The sequence below is a fragment of the Bartonella sp. HY406 genome (assembly GCF_025449315.1).
Taxonomy (GTDB): Bacteria; Pseudomonadota; Alphaproteobacteria; order Rhizobiales; family Rhizobiaceae; genus HY038.
In genome coordinates this window covers 2,649,669-2,676,575 of the sequence record NZ_CP104893.1, presented here as the reverse complement: position 1 = coordinate 2,676,575, position 26,907 = coordinate 2,649,669, and the positions used below count along the sequence as shown (strand labels likewise).

The following is a 26,907-nucleotide window of genomic DNA, read 5'->3' as shown; positions in this document are numbered from 1 at the left end:
AAGGCTTTTGTTTAGCTAAATAGCATAACTGGGATAAGGCAACCCCGAATAAGTTCCGTGGTGGTAGAGCCAACAAAAAATTGCTTTATACGCGAGTGGCTATAAGCGCCCATAATGAGAAGATCGATATTATCTTTTTCAACGCGGTTTTTAATGACTGGACCTGCAGCACCATTAATAATATCGGCTTTAACATCAAAGCCGGCTGCAACCAGTTTGACCGCTGCTGCATTTAACTTATCAAAATCCTTATCGTTTTCACTTCCCGCCATAATAAGATGGCAACCAAGACCTTTAAGAAGTGGTGTTTGGCATAAATAGTCAATGGCTCGTTCAATCGCAGCACTTGCATCATAAGACACTAAAAAATTGCTGATTGGTTTAAATTGTCGCGCCGCCAATAATGTAGGGTTTTGGTTGCTACGCACAACATCTTCAACATTAGAGCCAAGTCGGAGTTTAATGAAATCTGCCCCTTCACCGCGCTTGCCAAGAATGATGTAATCGGCTTTTTTTCCTAAATCTTCCATCACGTCAAGCAGAGTACCATGGCGCAAATTCATGGTTATATTCTGAACGCCACTTTTTTCAAGCCGCTCTTTTGCTTCATCAAGGAGAACACGGCCATGCTTATTAGCAAGCTGTGCCCGTTCTGCGTCGAGGTCGGATAGTTTAGTAAGCAAGGCGCTGCGTGCGCCAAGACCGATGGAGCCACTTAAATCAGTTAATTGTTCATGCATTTCGCTTTTATCGATAACATGAACAAGCTCTACGGTTGCGCTAAGGCGCGTAGCTATCCAACTGGACAAGTCACAAACACTGGGACCGTAGATGGAACTGTCAATGAGTGAAAGAATATGGGTCATGATGTGCCCTTTTCAAAAGTTTCAATGCTACGCGCTAATAAATTCAAAACATAAAGCATTTATACTTAATATAGAAGTAAAAATGCTTTATTCAATGTGGTTAGTTTAATGGGTGACTTACCTAGTGTCCAGCAGGTAGTTTGGCATTTTCCTTATCATGAACGGCATGTTTTTTGATGATAAGTTCGCTTGCCTTATTCATGCCGATAAGCTCAACTTCTGCCCCTTCGCGCCTAAACTTTAACACCACTTGATCAAGGGCGGTGACAGCAGAAAGATCCCAGATATGAGCGTGCGACACATCAATAGTCACCTTATTCAATGCTTCCCCAAAATCAAAAGCACGGGTAAATCCTGATACGGATACAAAAAATAACTGCCCTTCAATATGATAGGTACGGTTAAGGCCATCATCACTAAGGTTTGAAGTAATGGTCATCAAGCGGGCAATTTTCCAAGCAAAAAATAATGCTGACAAAATGACGCCGGCAATAACTCCAATGGCAAGGTTGTGGGTGTAAACAACTGCTGCAACGACGACAAGCATAACCAATGAAGACGTTGCAGGATTGCGAGGAATATTTTTAACCGACGACCATGAAAATGTACCGATAGATACCATGATCATCACTGCAACAAGGGCGGTTGTTGGGATTATCGCCACCAGATCATTCAAAATTAATATGAGAAATAATAGGAATAGGCCGGCAAAGCATGATGAAAGGCGGCCGCGTCCACCACTTTTAACATTGATCATTGATTGGCCAATCATGGCGCAACCTGCCATGCCGCCGAAAAAACCGGTAACCGAATTGGCAATGCCTTGGCCAATACATTCACGGGTTTTATTACCATAAGTATCGGTTAATTCATCAACAATATTGGTGGTCATCAAGGATTCTAATAGACCAACAAGAGCTGCTGCCAAAGCATAGGGAAAAATAATTACTAGAGTTTCAAAGGTAAATGGAACACTTGGAATGGCAAAAACGGGCAAGCTTTCAGGAATATCTCCCATTTGCCCAACCATCCTTACATCAAGATTGAGATAATAGGCGGCGGCAGTCAACACGATAATGCAAACCAATGGGGCAGGGATTGCTTTAGTGAGCCGCGGAAATAGGTAGAGAATAAGCAAGCCAACGCCAACCATGATAAAGGTTAGCGGCTTGGCATTTTGCCCCAGTAATTCTGGCAATTGCGCCATGAAAATCAAAATGGCCAAGGCATTGACAAATCCATTCATTACCGGTTGGGAAATAAATCGCATCAATTTGCTAATTTGCAGCAGCCCAAATAACATTTGTAAAAGCCCGGCGAGAATGGTTGCGGCGAAGAGATATTGAACGCCGTGATCTTTGACGAGAACGACAAAAAGCACCGCGACAGCTGCAGTCGCGCCGGAAATCATGCCAGGGCGACCACCGAAAATTGAAGTTAAAAAACAAATTGAAAAAGCAGCATAAAGACCGACTTTTGGGTCAACCCCAGCAATGAGAGCGAAGCCAATGGCTTCAGGAATAAGGGCAAGAGCGACAACCGTACCCGAAAGCACGTCGCCGCGAATATTTCCCAGCCATTCATGACGAATGGTAGCAAAACCACGAATTTTCAAGTTATGAATCTTTCTATTGGTTTAATTGCACTGGCAAAGTGCTATGCATAATTATAAAGCAGTAAAATGCGCTTTTATAGATTATGCTTTAAACCCAAAAATGAGAGCATTTTGTCGTTTTAACTGAATTTGAAAATGCTCTAACATAAATGTTGCCGGGGGATAGGCGCCCGGAATAGCCACCTGAAAAACAGGTCCAACGGAATAGAGTAAGTAATACTTATTCTATCGTATTATTCAAGGAAAAAATGAGGTAAGATTTATGGCGCTAAATAATTGTCGGCATAGTTAAATATTGTAAGGGAGCTTCTGTTTTTGTAAGTGAGAATTTGGCCATTTGTTTAAATGGAAGTGTATGGGTTTCCGTTTGCTACGTTGCCTAAAAAACTAGCGAGCCAAATCGCATGCCATTAAACACAAAAAGCCATGTTATCTAATAAAGAAAACACGGCTTTTAAAATAGTTTTATAAATTAAGCAGCTTCAACTTCTTCACTGTCATCAATTTGATCATCAGCTTTAGCATTGCGCTTAGGATTTTTTACCAAATTGGCCTCAATCAGACGCACAGCTTCAGTTTCAGAAACCGCATTTACCGCAGCAACTTCGCGCGCCATCCGGCTCAATGCACCTTCATAAAGCTGGCGTTCAGAATAGGATTGATCAGGCTGATTATCAGCTCTAAAGAGATCGCGCACCACTTCAGCGATAGCAATAAGATCACCAGAATTGATTTTTGCATCATATTCCTGGGCGCGGCGCGACCACATAGTGCGCTTAACGCGTGCACGACCTTGCAGGACTTTCAAGGCGCGATCGACAAAATCATTTTCTGAAAGTTTGCGCATACCAATAGAAAGCGCTTTAGCAACCGGCACTTTAACGTGCATTTTGTCTTTTTCAAAATGGATGACAAAAAGCTCTAACTTGTGCCCTGCAACTTCTTGCACTTCAATGGCAACAATCTCACCCACACCATGGGCGGGATAAACAATAGATTCACCGGCGTTAAAACCATGGTGGGCTGAGGTCTTCTTCTGCTGGGATGACATAGGTTAACTTTCTCCCTTTGTGTCCGGCACGATATTGCCGAAAACACATGTTGAACCCTTAGGGCTAATCGGTATATTTTTTGTAAGTCGATATGCGTGAGGCAAGCCAGAAGTATCGGCTAAGTGATATTGTCTAATTGTTGGCAATCCAACATACTCAGAACCTTTAATGCGCTAACAAATTTACAAGCGCAAAAATTGGCTAGCATTATTGGACAAAATCCATAATTTCGTTAGCCAATATAAACAACATCAAATATGATAAACACTGGTAAGGTCACGATTTTGCTCTCGACAGAATATAGCAACCATATCACTTTTTTTAATAAGAATCAACTTATTATCAAAAATTTAACAAAAGAGAGCGATTTAACCTTCTTCTTAGTGTTTTTCCACTAGAGAAACAAGGAAAAATACAAATGTGGTAGATGATTCTTTATATGGAAAGAGAAAGCCGCTTTTCAAGACGGCTTTTAGCTGGCTTAATCGCCACTGCCAGCATTAGGTGAGAAAAATTTTTCAAGCTTTCCAGTTACCCCATCCATTTCTTCCGCTTCAGGAAGCTGGTCTTTTTTAATGGTCAGGTTAGGCCATTTTTCAGCATATTCCGCATTAAGCACCATCCAGTCATCAAGACCTGGTTCAGTGTCTGGCTTAATTGCCTCGGCGGGGCATTCAGGCTCACAAACACCGCAGTCAATACACTCATCTGGATTGATGACAAGCATATTTTCGCCTTCATAAAAACAATCGACAGGACAAACCTCAACACAATCAGTATATTTGCAACGAATACAATTGTCGGTCACGACATAAGTCATTATCTTAACTCCGGATCACAAGCAGGTGTTTACCGCTTCCATCATGCATTTTTAACAGCTTTGTAAAATGCGCAATGTGCTATTTTTTTATGTTCAAATATGCCAAATCAAACCATAGGCTTAATTGGGACTTTAAATAGTGTATATAAAATGTCATTACCATCAGATGAGACAGATTTAAGGTTATTACAGTCTTGCTTACCATGTGGTTGTCAAAACTATAATGAATAGATCCATGACCTACCCATAAACCACCAGAGCCAATAATCAACTAAGCCTGAAAAGTGCGATCAAAAATAGCGCACAATTTTTCAAGACAAATAATCATTGAAAACCGAAAAAAGCCTGTCACACTTTAAAGGGCTAACTCTATATATAGTAGTTACTCCTTTTAAGAAGCGGTTTCAAGTCTCTAGCATATAAAGATTATCGTAACCTTGGTAATTTTTGCTATATTTAAAGCCTATCATAAAAATTGCAACCTTGGAGGTGTTCTAAAATACGATTTTTGACAAATGATATTTAAATCGCAACAATTGCTGCAGTTTTTTTAAAACGGTTCTTAAAGTTTCATTTTCTGAAATTGCTTCAGCGTAAATCTTGGTTCTAACCTGTCAAAAAAATTTCATTTAAAAAATCATGACGCATCTCATGATAAGCCATAAATATTCTGAATTACCTTGGAAGTTGCTTTCACCTCCACATAAACATAGCACCAAAAAATAGCGTAAATAAAAAAGCAGGCACATGATGTACCTGCTTTCTTTATAGTCAATCTCAATTGTTAGCCCTGCTTATATGCCTATAGGCAAAAATACTAACGCTTAATTTAGCTTAACTTAGTCATTGTTGCGGCGTGGACGGCGCTTGCGCTCTGGGCGGTCGCCACCATCATTATTGTCACCAGCATCTTCACTTGTGTTGTCTTGAGCAAGTTCTTTACCTGTTTCCTGATCAACAACCTTCATGGAAAGGCGTACTTTACCACGCTCGTCAAAGCCCATGAGCTTAACCCAAACCTTATCGCCTTCTTTTACCACATCGGTGGTTTTTTGAACGCGCTCAGGTGCAAGCTGTGAAATATGAACAAGACCATCGCGAGGACCAAAGAAATTAACAAAGGCGCCAAATTCTGCAGTCTTTACAACAGTACCATTATAAATCGCACCTACTTCTGGCTCATCAACGATTGAATGGATCCAACGTTTTGCAGCCTCAATGGTTTTACCATCAGAAGAAGCAATCTTAATTGTACCATCATCTTCAATATTGATTTTCGCACCGGTTTGCTCAACAATTTCACGAATAACCTTACCGCCTGAACCAATAACATCACGGATCTTATCAACCGGAATGTTCATGATTTCAATGCGAGGAGCAAATTCACCAAGCTCAGCACGTGATGAGGTAATGGTCTTTGCCATTTCGCCAAGAATATGCTCACGGCCACCCTTAGCTTGCTCAAGCGCTACCTTCATGATTTCTTCAGTGATGCCGTGGATTTTAATGTCCATCTGTAAAGAAGTAATACCTTGATCGGTACCAGCTACCTTGAAATCCATGTCGCCAAGATGATCTTCATCACCAAGAATATCAGAAAGAACCGCAAAGCGATCGCCTTCCTTGATAAGGCCCATTGCAATACCAGCAACGGGACGAGCGAGAGGAACGCCAGCATCCATCAAGGCAAGCGAGGTGCCGCAAACGGTTGCCATTGATGACGAACCATTTGATTCAGTGATTTCTGACACAACACGCATAGTATAAGGGAAGTTTGCTTTTTCAGGCAACATTGGGTGAAGCGCACGCCAAGCAAGCTTACCGTGACCAATTTCGCGGCGACCCGGTGAACCAATGCGACCTGTTTCACCAACCGAGAATGGCGGGAAATTATAATGAAGCATGAAGGATTCTTTGATGAGGCCGGAAAGCGTATCGACATATTGCTCATCTTCGCCAGTGCCAAGAGTTGCAACAACAATTGCTTGGGTTTCGCCGCGTGTGAAGACAGCAGAACCATGGGTGCGAGGTAAAATGCCAACTTCAGCAACAATTGGGCGAACAGTAACAAGATCACGGCCATCAATACGTGTGCCGGTATCTAAAATGTTCCAACGAACAATTTTCGCCTGTAAATGCTTAAATACTGCTGCAATTTGTTCTGGTGCATATTCAGCTTCTTCGCCTTCTGGCAAGAATTTTTCAAGCACTTTTGCCTTTACAGCATCAACAGCAGCATAACGCTCTTGTTTAACAGTATTTTGATAGGCTTTGCGCAAATCTTTTTCGGCAAATTTGAGCATTTTCTTTTCAATTTCAGAAAAGTCTTCTGGCTCAAACTCGCGTGGTTCTTTAGCAGCAACTTCTGCAAGCTTGATAATTGCATCAATAACTGGTTGGAAACCTTGTTGACCAAATACTACCGCACCAAGCATAATTTCTTCATTAAGCTCTTGTGCTTCTGATTCGACCATAAGAACAGCATCACTTGTACCAGCAACCACCAAATCAAGCTTTGATTCAGGCATTTCATCGATATTTGGATTTAAAATATATTTGCCATTGATATAACCAACGCGTGCACCACCAATGGGTCCCATGAAAGGTACACCAGAAATAGTAAGTGCTGCCGAAGCTGCGACCATTGATAAAATATCAGGGTTATTTTCAAGATCATGCTGAAGAACAGTTACAATGACTTGCGTGTCATTTTTATAACCTTCAGGGAAAAGCGGACGGATCGGACGGTCAATCAGGCGTGAAACAAGAGTTTCATTTTCAGAGGGACGGCCTTCGCGCTTGAAATAGCCACCTGGGATACGACCAGCTGCATAAGCTTTTTCTTGGTAATTAACCGTAAGGGGGAAGAAATCCTGTCCGGCCTTTGCTTCCTTAGCGGAAACCACTGTTGCCATAACCATGGTTTCACCATAGGTTGCAATTACTGCGCCATCAGCTTGGCGGGCAATCTTGCCGGTTTCAAGGGTAAGCGGGCGGCCTGCCCATTCGATTTCTACTTTATGTGTATTAAACATACTTCGTCTTTCATTCATTTAACATACAAAACATATTTTATTATCGATCATCCATTGATCAATTAGATTACAAAATATGTTCACTTATTTAGACGGGCCATGGGCAAGACAACAAGCAGCTTTCAATTGAAAGCAGATTCACATGAGTTAACTATCTAAAGCGGCTAGCAATCCTGCCCCATGACAAGTCCCGAATTTACATGCATTTTTTGATGCCTATCATAATCTTGGATAGAAAGTATTTTTCACAGCAATTAATAATAGGTATCAAAACGATCGTTTATAATATCAGCGATATTATAAAAATAATCGTTTGTGTGTGAAATTAAACTCATTGTTTTAAGGTGATAACCGATAAAACATAAGCGTAAACTTCAAAAATTTTACCCTGCCCCATATTCAAATGGGACAGGGCAATTTGGCTTAACGGCGCAAACCAAGCTTTGAAATCAAAGTCTGATAACGAGCAAGGTCGATTTTCTTAAGGTAATCCAAAAGGCTACGACGTTGCGAAACCAGTTTCAAAAGACCACGGCGAGAATGGTTATCCTTTTTGTGGGTTTTAAAATGCTCGGTAAGATTAACAATACGCTCTGACAAAACAGCAACTTGCACTTCTGGTGAACCAGTGTCACCGGCTTTTGTTGCATATTCATTGATAAGAGCTTGTTTACGTTCAGCAGTAATCGACATCATATATCCTTTCAAAAATTAAAGAAAAAACGCCCTAGCCGGGATGTCGTCCAGACAAGGGTTAAAAATGTATGGATAATTAAATCCTAAATACAATGGCAAGCTTATAGCGTAATTGCGGCAATATTACCACCGCTATTATGGGTTTTGAAAAATTATCTTCTAAATGCGTCCTTTATATCAAAAACATCACCAATATTGATAGGTTTAAGAAACAGTTGCATGGGATTAGTAAGAAAAATAAATTAGGTTAATCGCGCATTTTGCGAAACTACAATGAGAGGAATCACCTGCTTGCGGATTGATAGTAAGCAAAGGGATTATGCGCTAAATCAAGTTTTATTTAAATTAGAAGTCTTCCATATCACATAAAAATAATGGCAAAAACGTGGAAAAACATAAGGAACCGCGCAAAAGGCTTCCAGCTTGGTGTTGCACGCCATGAATGTCTATGCTAGATGCTCTTCAACTTTCAGTGTTGCCATTTTTGAAAAAATGCCTATTGTGCTGAAATTAATTGAAACCGAAAGGTCGAATCCTTTTTAAGGGTGGGCCTATGCTTGGGGAAAGAGACAAGTAATCGTGACAGAAACGTCTTCGCTTATTTCATCAGTTGCCCAGCGGTATGCAGGGTCCCTATTTGATCTTGCGTCTGAAGCCAACTGTGTCGAGGCTGTGGAAAAAGAACTTTCGTCTTTTGCGCAAGTAATTGCAAAAAATGATGACCTACAGTCTTTGATTGAAAGTCCGGTATTTTCAGCAGAGCAACAGCTTGCCGCTATTGATAGTATCGCCAATAAGGCTGGTCTTAATGGTGCAGGTCCAAAAGGGCTGACTGGAAATTTTCTCCGTGTTATCGCCGATCATCGGCGTTTAAATAAATTGCCTGAAATTATTAAAGGCTTTCATATTCTTGCTGCGCGTGCGCGTGGTGAGGTTTCTGCTGAGGTAATCTCAGCCCTTGCGTTAACAGACGTACAGGAAAAAGAGTTGAAAGCAGCGCTTAGTCAAGTGGTTGGTAAAGATGTTGCATTAAATGTAACTGTGGATCCAGCTATTCTTGGCGGTCTTGTTGTGCGCGTAGGTTCACGACAGATCGATACATCGCTGCGCACTAAATTGTCTTCGCTCAAGCTTGCACTGAAAGAGGTCGGCTGATGGATATTAAACCGTCGGAAATATCGCAAATCCTAAAAGAGCAAATTAAGAATTTTGGCCAAGAGGCCGAAGTTTCTGAAGTTGGTCAGGTATTGTCTGTGGGTGATGGTATTGCCCGTATTTATGGTCTTGATAATGTTCAGGCCGGTGAAATGGTTGAGTTCCCCGGTGGTATCCGTGGTATGGCGCTCAATCTTGAAGCTGATAATGTTGGTGCCGTTATTTTCGGACCTGACCGTAATATCAGTGAAGGTGACACTGTTCGCCGTACCAAGTCGATTGTGGATGTGCCAGTTGGCCCAGAATTGCTTGGCCGCGTCGTTGATGCACTTGGTAATCCAATTGATGGCAAAGGTCCAATCAATGCAAAGGAACGCCGCCGCGTTGATGTGAAAGCACCTGGTATCATTCCACGTAAGTCTGTTCATGAGCCAATGTCAACTGGTCTTAAGGCCATTGATGCGCTTATTCCAGTTGGTCGCGGGCAGCGCGAATTGGTAATTGGCGATCGTCAAACTGGTAAGACTGCAATTATTCTTGATACTTTCCTTAACCAAAAGTCAGTGCACGATGCTGGTCCTGAAAAGGACAAGCTTTATTGCATTTATGTTGCTGTTGGTCAAAAACGTTCAACCGTTGCACAATTTGTGAAGGTTTTGGAAGAACGCGGCGCTCTTGAATACTCAATCGTTGTTGCAGCTACCGCTTCTGAACCAGCTCCAATGCAATATTTGGCTCCATTTGCAGCTTGTGCAATGGGCGAGTATTTCCGTGATAATGGCAAGCACGCTCTTATTGCTTATGATGATTTGTCTAAGCAAGCTGTTGCTTATCGCCAAATGTCCTTGCTTCTTCGCCGTCCACCAGGCCGCGAAGCTTATCCAGGTGACGTTTTCTATTTGCATTCACGCCTTTTAGAACGCGCTGCAAAGCTCAATGACGATAATGGCGCAGGTTCATTAACCGCGTTGCCAGTTATTGAAACTCAAGCAAATGACGTTTCTGCTTATATTCCAACCAATGTGATCTCGATTACCGATGGTCAGATTTTCTTGGAAACCAATTTGTTCTATCAAGGTATTCGCCCTGCTGTTAACGTTGGTCTTTCCGTATCACGCGTTGGTTCATCAGCGCAGATCAAGGCAATGAAACAAGTTGCAGGTTCGATTAAGGGTGAGCTTGCTCAGTATCGTGAAATGGCTGCCTTCGCGCAGTTCGGTTCGGATCTTGATGCGGCAACTCAGCGTTTGCTTAACCGTGGTGCCCGTTTGACTGAGCTTTTGAAACAGCCGCAATTCTCACCGCTTAAAACCGAAGAACAAGTTTGTGTGATCTTCGCTGGTGTGAACGGCTATCTTGATAAGCTTGCTGTTAATCAGGTCGGTAAATTTGAACAAGGTCTATTAGCCTTGCTTCGTACCGAGCACAAGGATATCCTTGAAGGCATTCGCGATCAAAAGCAGGTAACTGATGAGCTTAAAGGCAAGCTTGTCGAATTGCTTGGCAATTATGCAAAGAACTTTGCTTAACACTGACGGGACGGTTTAATGGCTTCGCTAAAAGATCTCAGAGACCGTATCGCCTCAGTTAAGGCGACGCAAAAAATTACCAAGGCGATGCAAATGGTCGCCGCGGCAAAATTGCGTCGCGCCCAAGAGGCAGCTGAGGCTGCGCGTCCATATTCTCAGCGTATGGCATCAGTTCTTGCCAATATCGCTGCTAATGTAAGCCCTGAAGATGCACCGCGTTTAATGGCAGGTACAGGCAATGATCAAGTTCATCTTGTTGTTGTTTGTACAGCTGAGCGCGGTCTTTGCGGCGGCTTTAATTCGCAAATTGCGCGTCATGCTCGTGAATATATCCGCACTCTTTTGCAAGATGGTAAGCAGGTGAAACTGATTACTGTTGGTAAAAAAGGCGCAGATATTTTAAAGCGTGACTTTAGCAAGCTTATTATTGATCATGTTGATTTGCGTGATGCCAAACAAGTTGGTTTTGCTCATGCACAGCGTATCTCCAACAAGATTGTCAACTTGTTTAATGATGGTGGATTTGACGTTTGTTCATTGTTTTATTCCGAATTTAAGTCGGTTATAAATCAAGAGCCAACCCGTTTGCAACTCATCCCAGCAAGTGCAGGTGACGTTGTTGCAGATAATGCCGATGTCAATGGCGCGCTTTATGAATATGAACCCGATGCTGCATCTATTCTTGATGAACTCATCCCACGTAATTTAACTGTTCAGGTATTTCGGGCATTGCTTGAAAATGCTGCCGGTGAAATGGGTGCTAAGATGAGCGCTATGGATAATGCAACGCGTAATGCTGGCGATATGATCAACAGATTGTCGATCACCTATAACCGCCAACGTCAGGCGCAGATTACAACAGAATTAATTGAAATTATCGCAGGTGCTGAAGCGCTGTAATAAGCGTTTTATTTCCTGCTATTATTTACAATAATGAAACAAAAGGGGCAAATCCTTGAAGCATTTTAAACAATGCTGCATAATTGCCCCAATACTATTTAACCCATGCAGCGGCAGAAACTGCAACAGCTGCGTCAATAACAGGTAAAGGATCCTTTAGGATGGATACATCAAAAGGTCATGTCGGTCGCGTCAAGCAGATTATCGGTGCTGTCGTTGACGTTCAGTTCGATGAGCATCTACCGCTCATTCTTAACGCCATTGAAACAACAAATCTCGGTAATCGTCTTGTTCTCGAAGTAGCACAGCATCTTGGTGAAAATACTGTTCGTTGTATTGCTATGGACTCGACTGAAGGTCTTGTTCGCGGTCAAGAAGTAACAGACACTGGTGCCCCGATTTCAGTTCCAGTTGGTGAAGGTACGTTAGGTCGTATCATGAACGTTATCGGTGAGCCTGTTGATGAAGTCGGTCCGATTGTTGCTTCTGCAACACGCGCTATTCACCAGCCAGCTCCAGAATATGTTGAGCAATCAACAGAATCTGAAATTCTCGTCACTGGTATTAAGGTTGTTGATCTTCTCGCACCTTATGCAAAGGGTGGTAAGATCGGTCTTTTCGGTGGTGCGGGCGTTGGTAAAACCGTTCTCATCATGGAGCTTATCAACAATATCGCGAAAGCCCATGGTGGCTATTCTGTATTTGCTGGTGTTGGTGAACGTACCCGTGAAGGTAACGATCTTTATTACGAAATGATTGACAGTAAGGTAAATGTTGATCCTAAGGAACATGATGGTTCCGCGGAAGGTTCAAAATGCGCCCTCGTTTATGGTCAGATGAACGAGCCTCCTGGGGCCCGTGCTCGTGTGGCTTTGTCAGGTCTAACCGTTGCTGAATATTTCCGTGATGCTGGACAGGACGTTCTTTTCTTCGTGGATAATATTTTCCGCTTTACACAAGCAGGTTCTGAAGTGTCAGCGCTTCTTGGCCGTATTCCATCAGCTGTTGGTTATCAGCCAACCCTTGCTAATGAAATGGGCGCTTTGCAAGAGCGTATTACAACCACTAATAAGGGTTCGATTACTTCAGTGCAGGCTATTTACGTTCCTGCCGATGACTTGACCGATCCTGCACCAGCAACATCATTTGCTCACTTGGATGCAACAACTGTTCTTTCACGTAGCATTGCTGAAAAGGGTATTTATCCTGCGGTGGATCCACTCGATTCATCAAGCCGTATGCTTGACCCACTCGTAGTTGGTGAAGAGCATTATGAAATTGCCCGTCAAGTGCAGACCATTTTGCAGCGTTATAAGTCATTGCAAGATATTATCGCAATTCTTGGTATGGATGAGCTATCAGAAGAAGATAAACTTACTGTTGCTCGTGCACGTAAGATTGAACGCTTCTTGTCACAGCCATTCCACGTAGCTGAAGTGTTTACCGGTTCACCAGGTAAGTTGGTTGCTCTTGAAGATACGATTAAAGGCTTTAAGGGTCTTTGCGCAGGTGATTACGACCACCTTCCAGAGCAAGCTTTCTACATGGTTGGTTCTATTGAAGAAGCAATCGAAAAAGCTCAGCGTCTTGCTGCCGAAGCTGCTTAATAAATGTTGGCGCTGTTATAGATATTGTTTATAACAGCGCTTAGTTAGACTGATTTTGGTATAATTATTTAAGGGTACTGTTGTTCCAAGGTAATTTCCCAAAATATTTTCAGCTCAAGCTGAATATAATTATTTTATATCTCTTTGTTTTGTTGCATAGCTATTCAGCTCATTTTTTGAAGCTATTCTATGCTCTAATGATTGAAAGCAAATGAACATGGCCGATACCTTTCAATTTGAACTCGTTGCACCTGAAAAGCTTCTTCTTTCAGAACAAGCGCTTGAAGTTCAGCTTCCTGGCAGTGAAGGTTATTTGACAGTAATGGCCAATCATGCGCCAACAATGACCCGTCTCATGCCCGGCGTTGTACGTGTAAAAATTGCTGGCAAGGACGAAAAGGCTTTTGTGGTATTTGGCGGTTTTGCCGATATTACCCCGCAATCTTGCGCAATTTTGGCGGAAGCTGCTCATCCTTTGGAAGCTTTTGATCCAGCGGAGCTTGAAGAGCGTATCGCTGCTGCTAAGGCTGAACTTGATGGTGCTACCAATGATGATCACCGTAACCGCGCTGAAGATTTCTTATATGAATTAACCACCGTGCGCGGCGTTCTTACTATGGCTTAAGCAAAGTGCTGTTGATGCGACAGTTTTGATTGTCGAATTATGAATTTTTTAAACAACGAAAGATTGCCTCTTTCGTTGTTTTTTTATTGCCGAAAATGTCGTGCTTTCGGTAGATTTAGTTTTACACCAGTCAAATGCAATATTGAGGTTGAATTGCACAATTGAGGGGGGTATCACAAATAAGGTTAAATGGTGTTAATTAATAATTCGGGAGATGCCATGCTGTATATTATCGGGCAAACCAAATATCGGTTAAATGAAAAAGGCGATAATGTTCATTTATATATCAATGATGAGCTTATACACATATTCAAATGGCCAATATATCCGGCAAGTCTTACAATTGTTGATGAACATACACTTTATTGTTGGTTCTGCACTCGGCTCGCAAAAATCCAAAATAAGCGGGTGGTAATGGAATATGATGAAGAAAACGAAATGCGGGCCATTTTCATTGTGAATGATGAAATGGCTATTTTGGTAACTGAGTTATCGATAATGTGGCGTTCGTTAGCGGATTGGTCAAAGCTTTATGAATATTCTCACTATGACGTAATATTGGAGTATAAAATTATCGCCTTTAATAAGGTATATATAAAAGATTTTGATGGTGTAGAATATCTAGTTAACCTAAACGGCCATGTAAAAAAGCTTGACGCGAAGTTTATGTAAAATTTTGGAATTTCATATTTACTTTCAAAGAGTAAGCGCCCCTAAAAGATATGCAGATATAAAAAACACCACAGCGCTTCATTTTGTAAAATTTGATTATTCCCAAAAAATTTATGAATGGGTAAGATAGCAATATTATTATAAATGGAAGGCTCGCGTTTAGTTTTTGGTTAAAAATTCTCTCGCGCCTTTTTGTAAATATGGTGTGAGCTTATCAATATCTAAACGCATAATCGGTCCTTCACAATTGCGATCCGCCGTGGAAATGGACTTGTTACCAAAGGCGATGGAACGATTATCCGCATAAAAAAATGTAAGATAATCCGCCATAAAATCTGCGCATTCATCCCATTCCACCCAATCTTTTTGCTTTCGATTTTTATTATGTTGGTTTTTAAGAAATTTAAAAAAATTCTCTCTAGTTGGTAAATTGTATGAGTTATCTGTCTTGTCGCCGTAGATTTTCGCAAAATTAAAGATTTTTTGCCAATCTAGCTCGCCCCCCAAAGTCATATCAATAGCTGTCTGTTCTGTGAAAATTGATGGGTGTGCACCGCCGCAATAGGCATCGATTGATTGTTCATACACCAACAAATTTTTAGATGCATATATGACACCAACCTTTTGGAATTCAAAGCCTGTTCGTCCAGCCCAAGGCGCTACTTCATAATATTGGCTAGAAAGACATTCAAATGCACTTTGTGATAGTTGCCAAAATTGGTCTTGGAGCTGTTGATTAATACTATTTTTAATGGCGTTATTAGGAAAATCTACCAATTTGAAAAACGTAATATTGTTTCGCGGATCTTTGACATATTGCCAACTTATTTTATTTTGTTGCTGTATTTTTCCAGTTTCTTTAGCGTGCCCTTGAAGCTTGAGCATATCATAAGGTGAGAATTCGCCATTAGATGAAGAGTAATAATATCCTCCCGAATAGCGATCTACTTCCTCAAGCTCAAATTTGGTCGCCATCTTTTTGTCGTCGAATTCCCAAATGCCCGAGTATTTTTTTTCATCAAACGCGCCTATAAAGCGCCCTTTTGGTCGCACGAAAACTGGACCATCAGCAAAATATTCATCAAATTTTTGATATGGATAGTCTTTTAACGGATAGGGCTCAGCGATGCTTGCTATCGTTCCCTTTATTGGAATATCAATGCCTGACTTTTCGTAAAAATAGCGTCCCTTTAAGACTTTATCAGGTCTAAATGACAACTCCATAATAATCGGGGAGTAACCGATAGTTCCTTTATAAATAACCCGTTCATCATAATCAAACTTCGCCAAAATTACTTGGTATTTATCTGACAATTCGTCGAAATATTTAAAACCATTTTGCTTTAGCAGTTTAATGAAATCTTTGCGACTAATATCTGCTCTTGCTTCTTTTGCAACTAGCCTAAATACAATATTGGTAATTTCCTCTTTATAAAAATATTTGCGTTTTGCGTCTATATTACCGTCAGGAAGTTGGCTAAACTGCCATGTCGCATAACTACTGCCAAGGCCTATATCTGAAAGAGCTGATTGATTGGCCTTGTCATTATTACCTTCTAATGCCCATATATCGCCATCCGTTCTCATACGGCCAATGAAGGAATTGTCAGAAAAGCGGTAAAGTTCGAGCACAACAACATAATCATCAATATCTGCAGCATAGATAAAATGATCTAACGCTTTTGCAGGAACTGTTGCTGTTAAGAATATTAAAACAAAACATAATAAACGCTGAACCATTTTTTCCTCACAAATTTTCATCATGAAAATAAGAATATGCTTTATATTGATTTATATCTTGTCGGTAAAATAGGCTTAAATATATGCTTTTTATTATTTCATTCGCTCATAGAGCTAAAACGTTCTAAAATACGCTTTTTTAAAACTTCACGCACACTGCGATAGGCATCTAAAATTTGCTCGCGTGAGCCCGTTGCCAAAGCAGGATCTGGCATTGGCCAATATTCAACATCGACTGAAAAAGAGCGCATTTCTTCTAATACCGCATGGTGAGCCTGCGGCGTTAGCGTAATGATAAGGTCAAAGAAACCATCGGATAAATCTTCTAATCCGCGTGGGTTATGGCTATCAAGAGATAGACCTTCTTCGGCTATAATGGCTGATGCAAATGGATCGCGTTCACCGCGATTTACGCCGGCTGATGCGACATAAATTTTAGGGAAAAGATGATGCATTAAAGCTTCTGCGATAGGCGAGCGGATGGAATTCATGCCGCATACAAAAAGCACCGAGCTTGGTTGTGATACTTTTGGTAAAAAATGATCCATATCAACCCCGCCAATGTAAAACGCATAAAAGTGTAAAAAGTCGGCGTGCGGTTTTAAAATCCATATCTATTTTACCGCTTAACCGATCTAGCAGGGTTTGTGATCCTTCATTATGCAAGCCGCGCCGCCCCATATCAATCGCTTCAATCTTGCTCGGTGCTGCAAGGCGTATGGCTTCATAATAGGATTCACATATCAAAAAATAGTCTTTGACTATACGCCTAAATGGTGTGAGAGACAAAATATGGGTGGTAACCCATGTTCCGTCACTGCGTGAAATGTCAAAGACAAGGCGTTTTTCAATTAAGGACAGTTTAAGATTATAGGGCCCGCCAATATCATCGCCAGAGGGAAAAAACTGGTTTTCCTCAATAAGATCGAAAACGGCTACTTCGCGCTCATGTTCAACCTCTGGAGTGGAGCGGCCAATGGTCTCGTCAAATTCAATACCAATCAACCGCGCATTTTCATTAAATTCACTCATTGAGTTCTAACCTTAAAGTCTTTTGCGTAAGCGTCAATATGGCTTCGTAAAATTTTAAAGATTTAACCGCACTGCAACCGAATAAGCATGGCCGTCTAACCCTTCTTCTTCAGCAATGCGAATGGCGGCTGGTCCAAGAACGCGCAACTGTTCGGCATTTAATTTCATCACTGAACTACGTTTCATAAAATCAAAAACCGAAAGCGGAGAAGAAAAACGAGCAGAACGCGCCGTTGGTAAAACATGGTTTGAACCGCCAACATAATCACCAATAACTTCAGGCGTGTAACTGCCAAGAAAAATTGCGCCAGCATTGCGTATCATTGGCAATAAAGCATCTGGGTCTTGTACGGCAAGTTCCAGATGTTCTGCCGCAAAGCGATTAACCAATGGCATTGCATTTTGAAAATTATCAACCAAAATAATTGCACCAAAATCACGCCAACTCTGCTCGGCTATTTTTGCGCGTTTGCGTATTTTGAGTTGCGCATCAACCGCTTTTTCAACTTCTCTTGCAAAAGCCTCATCATCGGTGATAAGTACTGATTGAGCTGCAACATCATGCTCAGCTTGCGCTAATAGGTCAGCTGCAATCCAATCAGCATTATTATTTTTGTCCGCTAGTACCAAAATTTCAGAAGGGCCAGCAATCATATCAATGCCAACAATGCCAAATACTTGGCGCTTTGCTGCGGCTACATAGGCATTGCCGGGCCCAACAATCTTGGCAACAGGTGCAATGGTTTGTGTACCATAGGCAAGGGCAGCAATCGCTTGTGCGCCGCCAACACGATAAATTTCATCAACGCCGGCAAGTTTTGCAGCGGCAAGCACCAAGGGGTTAATTTTGCCATCTGGGGTTGGTACCACCATCACAAGGCGCTCTACACCCGCAACTTTTGCAGGAACGGCATTCATCAATACCGAGCTTGGATAGCTTGCCGTGCCACCTGGTACGTAAAGCCCAACAGATTCAACCGCTGTCCACCGCCAACCCAGTTCAACTCCCAAATCATCGCTAAATTTTTTGTCCTGTGGTAATTGGTGTTGATGATAGGCCTTGATGCGGTCATGGGCAAGTTGCAACGCCGCCATTGTGTCACTATCAATACTTGCAGCAGCAGTTTCAATATCCTGTTGGCTTATCGCAATGCCCTTTTCGCGAAGGTCAATGCGATCAAATTGCAGGGAATATTCAATTAGGGCTTCGTCACCATTTTCGCGCACATGATCAATAACAGCACGCACAACATCGTCAACATCTTGGGAGACTTCTCTTTTAGAGCCGAGAAACTGTTTAAATTTTGCTTCAAAATCATTGTTTTGTTGACGAAGAACAAGAACCATTTTTTATCCTACCCATGCATAAAGGCAATAGCAATGCCTTTGCTGCGCATTATTTGCGACACTTAAATTATACTCTAGGTGAAATTGCCTTAATATCGACAAAAGCGCAAGGGGTGAGAATAAATGTTTAGTCTAAGATTTATTAAGCGTTGAATAAAGGCTGGCAAATCAAATCCATTTTCATTCACATTATTAGCTCTATAAATTGTACGAATTATTAAACGGCAAGTGCTATAAATAAATGTGATTTTCTATTTTTTTAAAAAAATGCTTTAGATATTGTTCAGAATATTTTTCGGCAAAGCCAATGATTTTGCGGTTAAGTCTATTATATAAATAAATTAGTTAGCTTTTTATTGGAGGGTGGTATGGAACGACCAAGAATACTGGTTTTAGGTGCTGGCGGAATTGGGGGCTATTATGGCGGGCGTCTTGCCGAAATTGGCGGCGATGTTACTTTTTTGGTTCGTGAAAAGCGACAAGCTAATATTGAACAAAACGGGCTTGTCATTGCAAGTCCTGCAGGCAATGCAATTATCAAGGCAAAAACCATACTTGCTAGCGAGTTGCAGCCAAATTATGATTTCATATTTTTAACCTGTAAAGCCTATGATCTTGATGACGCTATCGCAGCTATTGCTCCGGCTATGGGGGAGGGGGCATCGCTTGTTCCGTTTTTAAATGGCATGGCGCATATGGATAGACTGAATGAGATTTTTGGCAAGGCCAATGTTCTTGGTGGTTCAGTTATTATTCAGGCAACGCTTGGGCAAGATGGTGTTATTCACCACCTTAATAATACAGCAACATTGGTTTTGGGTGAGCAAGATGGCGGTTTGAGTGAACGCACTGAAATGCTAGATAGTGCTTTTAATGGTGCTAAAGGATTACAAGTTTCAGCCGTTCCTGATATTTTACAAAGAATGTGGAATAAATGGGTGCAGCTATCGGCTTTTGCCGGCATGACTTGCCTTATGCGTGCAAGCCTTGGCGATATTAATCGCGCCCATGGCGGACGTGAAGCCATGTCGCGCTATATCATAACCAATGCGGAAATTGCCGCCCATTATGGATTTGCGGTTAATGCAGATGCTTTTGATGCTATAAAGCATTTTTTGCTCGATGATCAATCAGTTGGCACATCTTCAATGTTGCGCGATATAGAACATGGCAATCGTGTCGAAGGCGATCATATTTTAGGCGACCTTTTACAACGCGCCGAGGCTGCAAATATAAAGCATCCAATTCTTGAGCTTGCCTATAGCCATGTCAAAGCATATGAAGAGCGTAAAAAACGTGAAACTAGTCCACGTTAATATTTAGTTGTTATAGCTTTCTTTTGCTTATTATTACATTCTGGTTTTGTCCGTCTATCAAGGTAAAACCAGAATAAAGTAATGCCTTTAAAACATGCGTCCACCAAGTGGTACCGTTTTATCGGGAGTTAGCAACACAACATCGCCTTTTTCATCGGGAAGTCCAAGCGTTAGCACTTCAGACATAAAAGGGCCGATCTGGCGTGGCGGAAAATTGACCACCGCTAAAACCAACTTTCCAACAAGATCATCAAGCTGATAATGACTGGTAATTTGTGCCGATGATTTTTTAAAGCCAATGTCAGCGCCAAAATCAATCAGCAATTTATAAGCAGGCTTTCGTGCTTGCGGAAAAGTCTCAGCTTCAATTATCTTGCCAACACGGATATCAACTTTTTCAAAATCTGCAAAATCAATCACTTTTATCTCCTCGGTCAAAATGATACTGGCATAATAGCTTCACTTGCGAGACAAAACCATCACAGATTGCCGCGATTGGTTGCAACCCATATACCAATCTGGCGAATGGTTTCCGTTGCAATTGCGTCATATCCGTCTTTGGTGATACTTGCCCAAAAGCCGTCGCGCGCCGGTACCAATACACGATTTAGCACATATTTTCCTTCAATGCGGTGTAGTCGTGATCCATCCTTATCGACAATATCGAAGACATAAAGAACCATATTTTCGTCAGGGCTTTCATCAACTATAACCGAGAAGTAGCCCTTAATATAATATTGCGCTTTATCAGGCATGCCGCGGTAAATTTTGATTTTTTGCTCATCACCTTCATCAATGAAGGCATCGCTGAGTTGTTTGGCCGCAGCAACGGTTGCATTATCAAGGGAAATAATACCAAAGGCAGGACTTGAAGCAGTTTTGCTGCCAAGTCCTAGATGCTGACATCCTGTCAAAATTAAAACAGTAAATATAGAAAAAATAGTAAAAATTTTGTTTTTCATCAAATTTTCAACATTTCGAGAAATCATGGAATTATTTTAAACGCAATTTACAATAAAAAAAGCGATATTTTTGCTTTATGCATGAATTTTTCGCAATAAATATTAATTGCAAAATCATCATTCTATATGCGAGGTTGGAAATACTCAATATATTCCAATGAGACGCAACGTAGTTTATTTTGATATTTTATAAACCAACAATAATTCTGCCAACGATACATTGACAGTAATAATCAATGATTTTATTTACTTTTTAACGCAAAATTGGATTTAACGTGTGGCGTGACAGCGGCTTTGCACCTTCTTCATCAATAAGATAAGAAGCGCCTAGAGTCATTGCTGTACCACTATCTGAATCAAAAAGCATGGCATGGGCAAAAAGCGTCATGTCGGGTGCAATTTCAAACGGGCTTTCTGCTTCAAAATGTTCCATTTCCATCCATGTTGGTGCAAAGCGGGCACCAATGGAATAGCCACAAGAACTCAAACGATGGCGCGTTAAGTCATGCTTTTCCATAACGGCAGTAAATGTATCAAAAATACCGGAAAATATTGCCCCTGGTTTCATTGCCGTTTGAATAGCTAAAATGGCTTCAAATGCTGCATCATAAAGCTGGTGATGGCGCGGTGTTGGAGTGCCGATCAATATAGTGCGCAACATCGGAGCATGGTAGTGGCGATAGGCTCCGGCCCATTCAAGGGTTAATTGGTCATTGTCATCAAGCTTTCGCCGACCGGTTTTGGAACGACATAAAAGCGCATCTTTACCTGAACCAATAATATAATCATTGGCGGGAAAATCACCGCCACCAATAAAATTAGCGCTAATCATAGCAGCTAAAATATCACCTTCATTGCTGCCTGCTTGAATTTTGGGTAAAGCCGCATCAAGCACATCATCGGATAATTGCGCAGCTTTTTTAATGTAGGTAATCTCTTCTTGGCTTTTTATTAAGCGTAGATGGTCAATCAAACCAGAAATATCAACAATTTTGGCAAAGCTGGTCAATTGCTCGTCAACAAGGCGGCAACTTGCACCATCAAGACCATAGGAGCGATATTCCAAACCAATACGACAACCCAAAAGCTCCATATCGTTTAAAAGATTGCGTAAATCAAAGGCGGGATTGGCGTTTTCACGGTCACGCCAAATAACAATATTTTTGATTGTTGATGTTTCTAGTGCTTGGCGCAAATCTGGCAAACGCGTTAATAATACTTTTTCACCATTAGCTTTAACAATAAGGCATTGAAAGAAGCAAAAGCCAAATGTATCAAAGCCCGTCAACCAGTAAAGACTTTCTTGCGAAAAAAGCACCACGGCATCAAGTTTATCAATCGTCATTTTTTCGATTAGGCGGGCTTCACGCTTTTTAAATTCTTCGGTAGAAAAATATAAACCCATTCTTATTCCCCTAGCATAATCGCTGAAATTTGCCGACCATAATCCATCTCATTTTGATGGGTTTTACGACGATATGAAAAAAAACGTGCCTGATCAGCATAGGTGCACAGGTTAAGTGCATAATCCTTCACTTTATTACGGCGCAAACGGACAGTTAAAAATGCCCACAAATTGAAAAAATAGTGGTCAGCGCGGTTCGATGGCCGAAAGTAAACCATATTATTAGCATCAAGGTCAAGAAAGCTATGCAAAAACTCTGCACCAACTTCATAATTATTGGGGCCAATGCAGGGGCCAACCGCAACCGCTATGTCTTCACGCTTACTACCAAGGGCTTCCATGGCGGCTATAGTATTATCAATAATACCATAAAGCGCACCGCGCCAACCCGCATGGGCTGCACCAATAATTCCACCCTTACTATCAGCAAATAATAAAGGTCCGCAATCGGCAGTTAAGATGCCAAGCGCAAGCCCCGGCACGTTGGTTACCATGGCATCAGCCTTTGGACGCTCACTCGAAAAAGGCGCTGTCACGGTTACGACATCGCATGAATGCACCTGATAGCAAGTCAAAAGCTTGTCGCTGGTAATATGAAAGTTTGCAGCCACACGATTGCGGTTCTCAAGCACCAAATTGGGCTCGTCATCAGAACCTTGACCAAGGTTAAGGCTCTCATAAATGCCACTTGATACGCCGCCTTGACGGGTAAAAAAGCCATGTTGTATCTGCGCGCCGCAATGATCGTTAAAGGCGGTGTTTATAATCGGCATAGGCTTATTATTCATGCTGTTTTTCCGCCTTTTAACTGTTTTAGAATTGCTGATCAAAGGGTATTATAGGGGTATTTTTATCACTTACACATAATACTTTAAAGAGCCCGCCCATTTTCCCACCTATTTTCCCACTAATTTTATCATCACCTGCGAGCCGCTCGACATCATTGCGGATTTTCTCTTGAAATAGGCTGTCGCGACCTTGCCCAAGAGTTTGCGCTCGCTCAATTAGCCCTAATGACAATAAAAATTCGCCTTGAGTGGTCATATAGGTTTGACAGTGCATTAGCTGCGCTCGTTGGTTAAGGGCGGCAAAATCCACATGTGATGTTAAATCATCTTTTCCAGGGCTTGCAAGAGGATCACTAAATTGATGTTTTGACATGGCTTGCAATGTGTCAGCCGGTTTTGGCTCAATAGCACCATAATCAATAATCAAGGCAGCACCGCGATATTGCATAATATGGCTGGCTATTTCATCCATCAGGCTTTCACGCGCTGGCGACACCTCGATAATATCACCTTCTTTTATAATTGGTAGGGCATAGGGTAAGGCTGGTGGTGAAATAATTGAGCCCAAACCAAAAATAAGAGCCATTTCATTCTTGCTGTCAGGCGAAACACCAACCATTCTTTCTCGCCAATTTTGACCATCAAAAACATATTGATAGATCGGCAAACAGTCAAATAATTCATTGGCAAGCAAAATAACCGGCATCGCCGGTAGTAAGCTAAAATGATCAATCCATGTAATATTGCTATTATGGCTGGCAAGACGTTGTTTTTGCTTTTCTCGCAATTTCGGGCTAGTTTCAATAAGAAAAACTTTCGCCGCGTTAAAACAGTTCAAATCTAGCTTTTTAATGGTGCGCAAAACATCGTCCATTAAGGTACCGCGACCAGGACCCATTTCACATAAGCTAAAATCAGCAGGTTCCCCCATCGCACGCCACGATAAAACAACCCAAACACCGAGCATTTCACCAAACATCTGGCTTACTTCGGGTGCGGTGATAAAATCACCATCACGGCCAAAGGGATCAGCAGTTTTATAATAGCCATATTGTGGATCAGCCAAACAAAATGTCATGAATTGGCTAATGCTTAAAGGACCATGCTCTTGGATGGTTACAATAAGCTTTTCCTTTAAACTATTAAGGTTTGCTGTTGTCATCATCAATATTAAACTTGTTGTGCGGTTGCTTTATTGCTGATCAAAGCATAGATAATCATGCACAAACCAACGCCAACCATTGGTAGTGATAATAGCATGCCCATGGTGAGCCAGTCGCCATTTGCATCGGCATTTAATAAATGAATAGCTGTGTCGCGATTAGGCCAACCAAGGGCGAAAAAACTGCCACTCGGCTCGCGGAAAAACTCAACAAAAATACGGGCAAGTCCATAGCCCATAACAAATGTACCGCTAACAAGGCCCGGTTTTTTCAAGGCTTTGAACGCAAAAATGATGATTGCTAGCACAATAAACAGTAACAGTCCTTCGGTAAGTGCTTCATAAATTTGGCTTGGATGACGCGGAATGCCGCCTGCTTCTCCAGGAAATAATACAGCCCAAGGAATAGTAAAGGCTTCGCGCCCCCATAATTCATTATTGATGAAGTTACAAACGCGCACAACACCAAGGCCAACTGGCACACCGGCGGCAATGGTATCAAACATTGAAAATGTATTAATTTTGTTTTTAAGTGCAAAAAATACCATGGCAAGTGCCATGCCAATAAAACCACCATGAAATGACATGCCGCCATCCCAAACGGCGATGATTTTACCGGGATTAGCAAAATAAAAATCAGGGCGGTAAAATAATACTTCACCTAAGCGACCACCAACAACGACACCTAGTACTGCCCAAATAACAAAATCATCAAGCTTGTTTGGTTCCATTGGCGGTTGGTTATTTTTCCATAATTGTGGGCGGCGCAAGAGAAATGTACCATACCACCATGCAAAAAGAATGCCGACAACATAACCAAGGCCATACCAACGCGGCTCAAAAGGACCAAGATGGATGATTACAGGATCAATATTGGGAAATGCCAAAGCGCTAAAAGAAAGAATACTACCCATTTAATTACCCTGTATATGCATGGTGGTTCGACGTCACCAAGATGAAAAACATTTGGCTAGAAAATAAACTTTTCGACACATCTGTCAAATTTAAAAATCCTACCAGAAATACCCAAAATATTCGTTTTTACGAGAAAGTGCTTTTATTTTTTTTTGCCTGTATTAAATTAAACCTACCAACTTAACATTTCACCCTATATGAGAGGGTGAGCTGCACAATTTAAGGTGTGATCCTTATATTGTTTAAAATATGTCAATGAAAAGAGGAATGAATAATATGAGCAACGGATCTAACCGTATTTTTGATGATTTGGCAAAGCTTGCAACCGATGCAGCTGGTGCTGCACAAGGCGTGCGCCAAGAAGTAGAAACCGCATTTCGCGCCCAAGCTGAGCGTGCTGTTAATAAGCTTGATCTTGTCAGTAAGGAAGAGTTTGAAGTAGTAAAGGCGCTTGCCGTTAAAGCACTTGATGCGAATGAAGCATTGCAAAAACGGGTAAAAATTCTGGAAGAAAAACTGGATTTGGCTAATAAAGCTTAAAAAGCGATTAATAAAACGTAAAGTTAAAAAGTAATCCCCATTTTTTTAACGCCTGTTGAAAAGTCAAAAAGCTATATTATCAGAATCTCTTAGCTTGGCCGGAAATATTTTTTCCGGCCTTTGTTTTTTTTAACCACAGCTTTTTTGAATCGGGGGACTAGCACTTACAACGCCAATCAATACACTGAAAACACTTGTTGATTCGTATATGGGTCATTCAAGCGTATGAAAATATGGTGGTTTGTTTGTCGTTCGCCTAATTTCATAGTCTTTGTGTTTTTGCGTCAAAAAATAATTACTTTTGTCGTGCGCAGGCTTTGTCTTGTCGCGCAGAGTTATTATTCTGCTTTTTAATGGCTTTGCGCGTGGTTTTGAACGCTAGCATTGCTCTTTTAAAAAGCAAAAGAGTTTAAATATCAATCTTGCATTTAAAATGCTGATTTTTGGAATGATAGGAAAAGAAATGAGACTTGTTCATGACGCCAAAGAGCGTGAGGCACATCCAGTCGATGTGATTGAACAGATTGCATATGGGCATGACTGGTCTTTCGAGCGCACAGCCGAAGATGAAATTGCTGTTTGCATAACTGGCAGCAAAGCCGAATATTATGTTTCATTTTCATGGATGGAAGACTTCGAAGCCTTGCATCTTGCTTGCTCTTTTACCTTAAATGTTGACGCATCGCGTCGCAGTGAAATGATTGATCTTTTGTCGATTATCAATGAAAAAATGTTGGTTGGTCATTTTGATTATTGGACAGAAGATCGTGCCGTTATGTTTCGGCAAACGCTGTTGTTAAGCGGCGGGTTACATCCCAATGATGCACAGGTGAAGATGTTATTAATGACAGCGCTTGATGCATGTGAAGAACATTTTGTCGCTTGTGAGAGTGTTGCTCGCGATGGGATGGATGCACAAGTCGCGCTGCGCCATGCAATGTTTGAAACAATTGGCAATGCTTAAGCATATTAATAGTTTAGTGTTTTATCTCTATTGGATATTATTTTATTGAGATTTTAGCATGGGGCTATTGGTTATGTGCACTTATAAAAGCATTTTATGGTGATTTACGTTTTGTTTTTGAAATGCAGTTATTGAAGAAAATTTTAAATAATTGCTTATTCTTG

Annotated in this window: 25 protein-coding genes and 1 other annotated feature; of the genes, 9 read left to right on the top strand and 16 right to left on the bottom strand. The window is 41.4% G+C overall.

What is annotated here, in order from left to right; translation table 11 throughout:
- Positions 1-11: 11 nt before the first annotated feature.
- The 6 genes from N6B01_RS11355 to rpsO form a co-directional block, all read right to left on the bottom strand.
- The gene (locus N6B01_RS11355) at positions 12-866 is read right to left on the bottom strand and encodes a universal stress protein (protein ID WP_262078829.1); all 855 of its coding nucleotides are present in this window, start codon (positions 864-866) and stop codon (positions 12-14) included.
- A gap of 121 nt (positions 867-987) precedes the next feature.
- Positions 988-2,475 (bottom strand): SulP family inorganic anion transporter, encoded by a 1,488-nt coding sequence (locus tag N6B01_RS11350; protein ID WP_410007266.1) that lies wholly within the window; start codon positions 2,473-2,475, stop codon positions 988-990.
- A 155-nt stretch (positions 2,476-2,630) separates the two neighbouring features.
- Positions 2,631-2,682 (bottom strand) — a sequence feature (sul1 is cis-regulatory element that is thought to sense ions involved in sulfur or methionine metabolism; They are found in Alphaproteobacteria).
- 271 nt (positions 2,683-2,953) lie between these two features.
- The gene (locus N6B01_RS11345) at positions 2,954-3,532 is read right to left on the bottom strand and encodes a CarD family transcriptional regulator (RefSeq protein WP_182417875.1); all 579 of its coding nucleotides are present in this window, start codon (positions 3,530-3,532) and stop codon (positions 2,954-2,956) included.
- A gap of 482 nt (positions 3,533-4,014) precedes the next feature.
- On the bottom strand, positions 4,015-4,353 hold the full coding sequence (gene fdxA, locus N6B01_RS11340; RefSeq protein WP_182417874.1) for a ferredoxin FdxA: 339 nt from the start codon (positions 4,351-4,353) through the stop codon (positions 4,015-4,017).
- An 839-nt stretch (positions 4,354-5,192) separates the two neighbouring features.
- Entirely contained in the window at positions 5,193-7,388 is a 2,196-nt protein-coding gene (gene pnp / locus N6B01_RS11335; protein WP_262078827.1) for a polyribonucleotide nucleotidyltransferase, read from the bottom strand.
- Positions 7,389-7,811: 423 nt separating this feature from the next.
- Positions 7,812-8,081: a 30S ribosomal protein S15 gene (rpsO, locus tag N6B01_RS11330; RefSeq protein ID WP_182419757.1), complete on the bottom strand. Its 270-nt coding sequence runs from the start codon at positions 8,079-8,081 to the stop codon at positions 7,812-7,814.
- 582 nt (positions 8,082-8,663) lie between these two features.
- Between rpsO and N6B01_RS11325 the strand changes: the two genes are divergently transcribed.
- The 6 genes from N6B01_RS11325 (at position 8,664) to N6B01_RS11300 (ending at position 14,572) form a co-directional block, all read left to right on the top strand.
- Entirely contained in the window at positions 8,664-9,239 is a 576-nt protein-coding gene (locus tag N6B01_RS11325; protein ID WP_262078825.1) for a F0F1 ATP synthase subunit delta, read from the top strand.
- On the top strand, positions 9,239-10,768 hold the full coding sequence (gene atpA, locus N6B01_RS11320) for a F0F1 ATP synthase subunit alpha (RefSeq protein ID WP_182417871.1): 1,530 nt from the start codon (positions 9,239-9,241) through the stop codon (positions 10,766-10,768). Before N6B01_RS11325 ends, atpA begins: the two co-directional genes overlap by 1 nt.
- A gap of 18 nt (positions 10,769-10,786) precedes the next feature.
- Positions 10,787-11,668, top strand: coding sequence for a F0F1 ATP synthase subunit gamma (locus N6B01_RS11315; RefSeq protein WP_182417870.1), 882 nt, complete (start codon positions 10,787-10,789; stop codon positions 11,666-11,668).
- Between the two features lie 161 nt (positions 11,669-11,829).
- Complete coding sequence (gene atpD, locus N6B01_RS11310; protein ID WP_182417869.1) at positions 11,830-13,275, top strand: F0F1 ATP synthase subunit beta; 1,446 nt, start codon at positions 11,830-11,832, stop codon at positions 13,273-13,275.
- 217 nt (positions 13,276-13,492) lie between these two features.
- Complete coding sequence (locus N6B01_RS11305; RefSeq protein ID WP_182417868.1) at positions 13,493-13,900, top strand: F0F1 ATP synthase subunit epsilon; 408 nt, start codon at positions 13,493-13,495, stop codon at positions 13,898-13,900.
- Between the two features lie 219 nt (positions 13,901-14,119).
- Positions 14,120-14,572, top strand: a complete 453-nt coding sequence (locus N6B01_RS11300; protein WP_262078822.1) for a hypothetical protein — start codon at positions 14,120-14,122, stop codon at positions 14,570-14,572.
- Positions 14,573-14,731: 159 nt separating this feature from the next.
- Here N6B01_RS11300 and N6B01_RS11295 read toward each other — a convergent pair whose 3' ends face one another.
- The 4 genes from N6B01_RS11295 to hisD form a co-directional block, all read right to left on the bottom strand.
- Entirely contained in the window at positions 14,732-16,312 is a 1,581-nt protein-coding gene (locus N6B01_RS11295) for a hypothetical protein (RefSeq protein WP_262078821.1), read from the bottom strand.
- 98 nt (positions 16,313-16,410) lie between these two features.
- Positions 16,411-16,860 (bottom strand): arsenate-mycothiol transferase ArsC, encoded by a 450-nt coding sequence (locus tag N6B01_RS11290; RefSeq protein ID WP_262078820.1) that lies wholly within the window; start codon positions 16,858-16,860, stop codon positions 16,411-16,413.
- Between the two features lies 1 nt (position 16,861).
- The gene (locus N6B01_RS11285) at positions 16,862-17,344 is read right to left on the bottom strand and encodes a UPF0262 family protein (RefSeq protein WP_262078819.1); all 483 of its coding nucleotides are present in this window, start codon (positions 17,342-17,344) and stop codon (positions 16,862-16,864) included.
- 54 nt (positions 17,345-17,398) lie between these two features.
- Positions 17,399-18,691: a histidinol dehydrogenase gene (gene hisD / locus N6B01_RS11280; protein ID WP_262078818.1), complete on the bottom strand. Its 1,293-nt coding sequence runs from the start codon at positions 18,689-18,691 to the stop codon at positions 17,399-17,401.
- 368 nt (positions 18,692-19,059) lie between these two features.
- On the opposite strand from hisD, the gene N6B01_RS11275 reads away from it, so the two are divergent.
- Positions 19,060-20,007, top strand: a complete 948-nt coding sequence (locus tag N6B01_RS11275; RefSeq protein WP_262078817.1) for a 2-dehydropantoate 2-reductase — start codon at positions 19,060-19,062, stop codon at positions 20,005-20,007.
- Between the two features lie 87 nt (positions 20,008-20,094).
- On the opposite strand, the gene N6B01_RS11270 is transcribed toward N6B01_RS11275, so the two are convergent.
- The 6 genes from N6B01_RS11270 to lgt all read right to left on the bottom strand — a co-directional run bounded on the left by N6B01_RS11270 (position 20,095) and on the right by lgt (position 25,238).
- The gene (locus N6B01_RS11270; RefSeq protein ID WP_262080659.1) at positions 20,095-20,433 is read right to left on the bottom strand and encodes a tRNA-binding protein; all 339 of its coding nucleotides are present in this window, start codon (positions 20,431-20,433) and stop codon (positions 20,095-20,097) included.
- A 53-nt stretch (positions 20,434-20,486) separates the two neighbouring features.
- Positions 20,487-20,969: a hypothetical protein gene (locus N6B01_RS11265; protein WP_182417860.1), complete on the bottom strand. Its 483-nt coding sequence runs from the start codon at positions 20,967-20,969 to the stop codon at positions 20,487-20,489.
- Between the two features lie 253 nt (positions 20,970-21,222).
- Positions 21,223-22,374, bottom strand: coding sequence for a M24 family metallopeptidase (locus N6B01_RS11260; protein WP_262078815.1), 1,152 nt, complete (start codon positions 22,372-22,374; stop codon positions 21,223-21,225).
- Positions 22,375-22,376: 2 nt separating this feature from the next.
- Complete coding sequence (pgeF, locus tag N6B01_RS11255) at positions 22,377-23,162, bottom strand: peptidoglycan editing factor PgeF (protein ID WP_262078814.1); 786 nt, start codon at positions 23,160-23,162, stop codon at positions 22,377-22,379.
- Positions 23,163-23,187: 25 nt separating this feature from the next.
- A complete protein-coding gene (locus N6B01_RS11250) occupies positions 23,188-24,327 on the bottom strand; it encodes a class I SAM-dependent methyltransferase (RefSeq protein WP_262078813.1) in 1,140 nt (379 codons plus the stop codon).
- Positions 24,328-24,332: 5 nt separating this feature from the next.
- Positions 24,333-25,238: a prolipoprotein diacylglyceryl transferase gene (gene lgt, locus N6B01_RS11245; RefSeq protein ID WP_262078812.1), complete on the bottom strand. Its 906-nt coding sequence runs from the start codon at positions 25,236-25,238 to the stop codon at positions 24,333-24,335.
- Positions 25,239-25,515: 277 nt separating this feature from the next.
- Between lgt and N6B01_RS11240 the strand changes: the two genes are divergently transcribed.
- Positions 25,516-25,779 carry an accessory factor UbiK family protein gene (locus N6B01_RS11240; RefSeq protein ID WP_182417856.1) on the top strand — a complete coding sequence of 88 codons (264 nt, stop codon included), beginning with the start codon at positions 25,516-25,518 and terminating at the stop codon, positions 25,777-25,779.
- Between the two features lie 463 nt (positions 25,780-26,242).
- The gene (locus N6B01_RS11235) at positions 26,243-26,743 is read left to right on the top strand and encodes a type III secretion system chaperone family protein (RefSeq protein ID WP_182417855.1); all 501 of its coding nucleotides are present in this window, start codon (positions 26,243-26,245) and stop codon (positions 26,741-26,743) included.
- The last annotated feature ends 164 nt before the right edge of the window (positions 26,744-26,907 follow it).

Bases quoted from the DNA above. Each gene is read 5' to 3' on its own strand.
- N6B01_RS11260 (WP_262078815.1), bottom strand. From the start codon at position 22,374: ATGGGTTTATATTTTTCTACCGAAGAATTTAAAAAGCGTGAAGCCCGC.
- N6B01_RS11300 (WP_262078822.1), top strand. From the start codon at position 14,120: ATGCTGTATATTATCGGGCAAACCAAATATCGGTTAAATGAAAAAGGC.
- pnp (WP_262078827.1), bottom strand. From the start codon at position 7,388: ATGTTTAATACACATAAAGTAGAAATCGAATGGGCAGGCCGCCCGCTT.
- N6B01_RS11240 (WP_182417856.1), top strand. From the start codon at position 25,516: ATGAGCAACGGATCTAACCGTATTTTTGATGATTTGGCAAAGCTTGCA.
- atpA (WP_182417871.1), top strand. From the start codon at position 9,239: ATGGATATTAAACCGTCGGAAATATCGCAAATCCTAAAAGAGCAAATT.
- rpsO (WP_182419757.1), bottom strand. From the start codon at position 8,081: ATGTCGATTACTGCTGAACGTAAACAAGCTCTTATCAATGAATATGCA.
- pgeF (WP_262078814.1), bottom strand. From the start codon at position 23,162: ATGAATAATAAGCCTATGCCGATTATAAACACCGCCTTTAACGATCAT.
- N6B01_RS11285 (WP_262078819.1), bottom strand. From the start codon at position 17,344: ATGAGTGAATTTAATGAAAATGCGCGGTTGATTGGTATTGAATTTGAC.
- N6B01_RS11265 (WP_182417860.1), bottom strand. From the start codon at position 20,969: ATGAAAAACAAAATTTTTACTATTTTTTCTATATTTACTGTTTTAATT.
- fdxA (WP_182417874.1), bottom strand. From the start codon at position 4,353: ATGACTTATGTCGTGACCGACAATTGTATTCGTTGCAAATATACTGAT.
- N6B01_RS11250 (WP_262078813.1), bottom strand. From the start codon at position 24,327: ATGATGACAACAGCAAACCTTAATAGTTTAAAGGAAAAGCTTATTGTA.
- lgt (WP_262078812.1), bottom strand. From the start codon at position 25,238: ATGGGTAGTATTCTTTCTTTTAGCGCTTTGGCATTTCCCAATATTGAT.
- hisD (WP_262078818.1), bottom strand. From the start codon at position 18,691: ATGGTTCTTGTTCTTCGTCAACAAAACAATGATTTTGAAGCAAAATTT.
- atpD (WP_182417869.1), top strand. From the start codon at position 11,830: ATGGATACATCAAAAGGTCATGTCGGTCGCGTCAAGCAGATTATCGGT.
- N6B01_RS11275 (WP_262078817.1), top strand. From the start codon at position 19,060: ATGGAACGACCAAGAATACTGGTTTTAGGTGCTGGCGGAATTGGGGGC.
- N6B01_RS11235 (WP_182417855.1), top strand. From the start codon at position 26,243: ATGAGACTTGTTCATGACGCCAAAGAGCGTGAGGCACATCCAGTCGAT.
- N6B01_RS11315 (WP_182417870.1), top strand. From the start codon at position 10,787: ATGGCTTCGCTAAAAGATCTCAGAGACCGTATCGCCTCAGTTAAGGCG.
- N6B01_RS11290 (WP_262078820.1), bottom strand. From the start codon at position 16,860: ATGGATCATTTTTTACCAAAAGTATCACAACCAAGCTCGGTGCTTTTT.
- N6B01_RS11305 (WP_182417868.1), top strand. From the start codon at position 13,493: ATGGCCGATACCTTTCAATTTGAACTCGTTGCACCTGAAAAGCTTCTT.
- N6B01_RS11295 (WP_262078821.1), bottom strand. From the start codon at position 16,312: ATGGTTCAGCGTTTATTATGTTTTGTTTTAATATTCTTAACAGCAACA.
- N6B01_RS11355 (WP_262078829.1), bottom strand. From the start codon at position 866: ATGACCCATATTCTTTCACTCATTGACAGTTCCATCTACGGTCCCAGT.
- N6B01_RS11345 (WP_182417875.1), bottom strand. From the start codon at position 3,532: ATGTCATCCCAGCAGAAGAAGACCTCAGCCCACCATGGTTTTAACGCC.